The 4,140-nt window shown below is 44.9% G+C and carries 4 protein-coding genes; all 4 read right to left on the bottom strand.

Annotation, left to right across the window (positions count from 1 at the left end):
* Nucleotides 1-361: 361 nt before the first annotated feature.
* Nucleotides 362-1,201, bottom strand: coding sequence for a S1-like domain-containing RNA-binding protein (locus tag I4V84_RS19325; protein WP_173718338.1), 840 nt, complete (start codon nt 1,199-1,201; stop codon nt 362-364).
* A gap of 158 nt (nt 1,202-1,359) precedes the next feature.
* Nucleotides 1,360-2,103, bottom strand: a complete 744-nt coding sequence (locus tag I4V84_RS19320; protein ID WP_272113713.1) for an amino acid ABC transporter ATP-binding protein — start codon at nt 2,101-2,103, stop codon at nt 1,360-1,362.
* Entirely contained in the window at nt 2,103-2,894 is a 792-nt protein-coding gene (locus tag I4V84_RS19315) for an amino acid ABC transporter permease (RefSeq protein WP_173774038.1), read from the bottom strand. Before I4V84_RS19315 ends, I4V84_RS19320 begins: the two co-directional genes overlap by 1 nt.
* A gap of 123 nt (nt 2,895-3,017) precedes the next feature.
* Entirely contained in the window at nt 3,018-3,875 is an 858-nt protein-coding gene (locus I4V84_RS19310; RefSeq protein WP_195993180.1) for a transporter substrate-binding domain-containing protein, read from the bottom strand.
* Nucleotides 3,876-4,140 lie beyond the last annotated feature (265 nt).

Below are 4,140 nucleotides of genomic sequence, written 5' to 3'. Positions count from 1 at the left end.
CAGCGATTTTGCAATGTATATTCGCAAGCCGCGCATTTCAGGAGCGGTTTTAGTGGAGGCGAGATCCATGACTTACGAAGACTTAGGCGCGAAGGTTCTCCTGAGCGTCTTAGTCGTAGTTAGTCATTAGCTTGCCAGAACGTTGCGACGCGCGGCGGTGAATATACATTGTGAAATCGCGTCCGGGATAACGACCAACCAATTAAATAGCAAGTATGATTAATAAATAGTTTAACACAAGTTCAAGCCCCGGTAAACACCCGTTCGTGTTTTAGAGAAAAAACCTGCATACCATATTTTGGGTATTCCAATATGGTATGCAGGTTTTATTATTTTCCAATAAAGGGTGTATCAGATTCCATTATTTCTTGTAGATGCGTTTGTCCTTAATCTCAATCTTCCCTTCTTTCAGAAGGTGTCCCACAGCACGTTTAAAGGCATTCTTGCTGAGACCGAATTCGCGTTTGATCACTTCTGGTGAGGCTTTGTCATCGAAGGGGAGGACGCCGGCGAATTCTTCGATTATGCTAAGGACGCTCTCGGCATCTTCGTTAATCTGGATGTAGGCTTTCTGACGGTCTGTGACGTTCATCTTGCCATCCTCTTTCACCTCAGAAACGCGAAGGTCGAGGACTTCGCCCGGGCGGTATTTGCCGCTGGCTTCTCTGGCTGGGATCAGGGCGGAATATTTGTCATCAACAGCTACAAAAACACCGAAACGATCGCTGATCTCGTAGACACGCCCTTTTACGGAATCACCTGTTACATATGGGGTTCTGGTAGAAAGGTAATGGTATACCTTCATGGTGGCGCAGAGACGGCTGCTCTTATCTACATAAAGGGCTACCAGGCACTCCTGTCCTTCCCGCACACGGCTGGTCTGCTCATGGTATGGAAGGAGCAGGTCTTTCTCTAAGCCCCAATCCAGGAATGCACCGATCTTGGTTACCTGAAGCACTTTCAGAACAGCAGTCTGTCCAACCTGAAGAAGTGGTTCTCTGGTGGTTGCAATAAGACGGTCCCTGGAATCCTTGTAAATAAATACATCCAGTGCATCGCCCTCTCTGGTTCCTTCCGGAACCTGTTTGGCTGGAAGAAGTACTCTGTCTTCCTGGCCTGCATTTTTATCTTCTGCAAGGTAAACACCGAAATCTACGGTCTTTGCCACAATAAGCTTCTGTTTTTTTCCTATTTCAATCATGGATTCTCCTTAATTCAATTACGGTTAAATATAAAATTTCTCAGTAGCTTCCCAATCTATTGTCCAGTATAGCACACATTTACCGCCACTGTGAACATTAACTTATTGAAGTAAGGATAAAAAATGCAGAATCCCCATCTGCAAAGCGACTTTCCGGCTCATGCATTGCGGAAGCGGCTCAGGAAATCTTTTGTCAGCGGGTCTTTCGAATTCTCAAACAGTTCCTTCGGCGGTCTGTCTTCTACGATAACGCCATTTGCCATGAAGATTACACGCTTGGAAACGTCACGGGCAAATGCCATCTCATGGGTGACGATGATCATGGTCAGGCCTTCGTGTGCAAGGTCTCTCATAACCTCCAGAACCTCGCCTACCATCTGGGGATCCAGCGCGGAGGTTGGCTCGTCGAAAAGAAGAATTTCCGGCTCCATGGCAAGGGCTCTTGCGATTGCCACACGCTGTTTCTGACCTCCGGAAAGCTGTTTGGGTTTGGCGTTGATGTACGGCGCCATACCTACTTTTTCCAGATAATACAAAGCTTTTTTCTCTGCCTCTTCTTTGCTCTTTTTCAAAACCTTTACCTGACCTACGGTGCAGTTTTTCAGAGCAGTCATGTTGTTAAAAAGGTTAAAATTCTGGAACACCATACCTACCTTTGAACGGTATTCCGAAACGTTTACGTTCTTACTGGTGATGTCAGTTCCATGATAATTGATTTCTCCGGTGGATGGAGTTTCCAGCATATTCAGGCAGCGAAGAAGCGTGGATTTACCAGAACCGGACGGTCCGATAATACACGTCACATCTCCCGGGCTTACGGAAAAATCAATATCTCTCAGTACCTGATTGCTGCCAAATGCTTTTCCCAGATGCTTGACTTCAAGGATTTTTTCACTCATGATCATTTCTCCTCCTTCTTCTTAGGGTAGGAATACAGACCACTTGTGTGAGCCAGTGTATCCGTTGTGGCAAGGTCATAATTCTGCGGACCTTCCATCTTGTGTTCCAGCAAGCGGAGCAGTCTGGAGCATACAAAAGTAAGGATAAAGTACATTACCATAGCGATGGTAAAGGATTCAAAGTAAGTATAATAGGCTCCGGCTACGCCTTTTGTTGTGTAGAAAAGTTCTACAATTCCAATAATGGAAAGAACGCAGGTATCCTTGATATTGATGATCAGGTTGTTGCCAATCTGAGGCATGATGTTGCGCAATGCCTGTGGAAGGATTACGTTCATCATAGTCTGTACATGCGTCATTCCGATTGCTTTTGCAGCTTCTGTCTGACCTTCGTCAACAGAAAGGATTCCGCCTCGGACGGTTTCTGCCATGTAGGCTCCGGTATTGATAGATACTACGAAAAATGCCGCAAACCACATGGACATGTTGATATTGAACAGGTAAGCACTTCCGTAATAGATAAACATGGCCTGTACCATCATTGGGGTGCCACGGAAAAATTCCACGTAGCATGCCATAATAAATTTGAGAAATCCAACCAGTGTCTTTTTAACGGCGGAGTCCCGTTTATCTACAGGAATTGTTTGAATAATTCCAACTATAAAGCCAATAAGGCACCCTAAAAAGGTGCCTACAATGGCTATGATCATTGTATTTCCGGCTCCTGATAAAAAGGAGGCGCCGTATTGCTGGAGCAGATACTGGATCCGGCCCCAGAAGGTTTCAGGAAGCATAGTTTTTATCTCCTATCTTACATATGTACATGTCTGTTCGGAATTCTTCACACATATCTTTTTATTAAATTCATACCCGGACATGTATTTTATACTTTATGTTTCACAGGTCGAGCAGTTTCATCACTCAGACAGTGGCTGTACGGAAATTGCCTCGTCCATCATTTCGGTGTAATCGTCCTCTGTCATTTTATCCAGCACGCTGTTTAAGGCATCCAGAAGCTCAGTGTTGCCTTTCTGTACGGAAATACCGATGTTAATATCTTCGTCGGATACTTCAAAATCACCGTCTGTGCCGGAGAAATCAAGAAGCTTGAAATCCGGATAAGCTACGCATGCAGCCATTCCGGTAGGCATATCCGTTACAACGGCGTCACATTTTCCGGATTCCAGGGCAACCAGCATGGCCGGTGCACTTTCCTGTGCAGGAAGGATGTTTGCGTCTTCAATCTGCGGCAGGCAGGAATCATACCAGATAGTGTTCTGCTGGGAAGTACAGGTAACACCCTTCAGATCTGCCACACTTTTTGCATCTGCATAATCGCCGTCACTTTTTACCAGGGTAATAATGGATGCATAGTAATATGGCTCTGTGAAATCTACCATCTGCTGACGTTCGGATGTAATGGACTGACCTGCGATTACACAGTCAACCTTTCCAGACTGAACAGCTGGTACCAGGGAATCCCAGTCAAGCTTTACGATCTCCAGATCGTAGCCCAGCTCGTCGCAGATTTTCTTTGCCATCATAACATCGTAGCCATATGCGTAATCAGAGCTTCCGGAAATCGGAACTGCTCCGTTGGAATCATCGGGCTGTGTCCAGTTGTATGGTGCATAGCTGCACTCCATTGCTACCTTTAATGTTTTCTTCTCTTCTGCCTGTACCATTGTAAGTCCAAGTCCCGGCATTGCAGTTACAGTAACGGCTGCTGCCATAAGACCACTTGTCATTTTTCTCCATAAACAACTCTTTTTCATGTTTGTTTCCTCCTCTTGGTTAATCTCATTAATCACTGCACATCCAGCTTTTGCCTATGTGTTTCCTCATTTTGAGGTAAAAAAAAATGCAATAGCGGCGTTATCACACTAACGCGCCATTGCGTTGTAGTTCATATTACTCTTGTTTGTAGCGGATGTCAAGAGGGGGAAAAGGGAAATTATAAAGTTATGAACCATTTATGATAATGTCCTAATATACCATAAAGGAAAATGTCCCAATGTAGTATAATGCTTCCATCAACAG

Origin of the sequence: Ruminococcus sp. 1001713B170207_170306_F1 (genome assembly GCF_015668065.1) — a bacterium.
GTDB lineage: Bacteria > Bacillota > Clostridia > Lachnospirales > Lachnospiraceae > Blautia_A > Blautia_A faecis.
The sequence above is the reverse complement of the archived record's forward strand: the minus strand, read 5'-3'. Positions and strand labels throughout refer to the sequence as shown.

What these genes read in the sequence shown, in the direction of transcription:
- I4V84_RS19325 (WP_173718338.1), bottom strand. Translation starts at nt 1,201, where the DNA reads ATGATTGAAATAGGAAAAAAACAGAAGCTTATTGTGGCAAAGACCGTA.
- I4V84_RS19315 (WP_173774038.1), bottom strand. Translation starts at nt 2,894, where the DNA reads ATGCTTCCTGAAACCTTCTGGGGCCGGATCCAGTATCTGCTCCAGCAA.
- I4V84_RS19310 (WP_195993180.1), bottom strand. Translation starts at nt 3,875, where the DNA reads ATGAAAAAGAGTTGTTTATGGAGAAAAATGACAAGTGGTCTTATGGCA.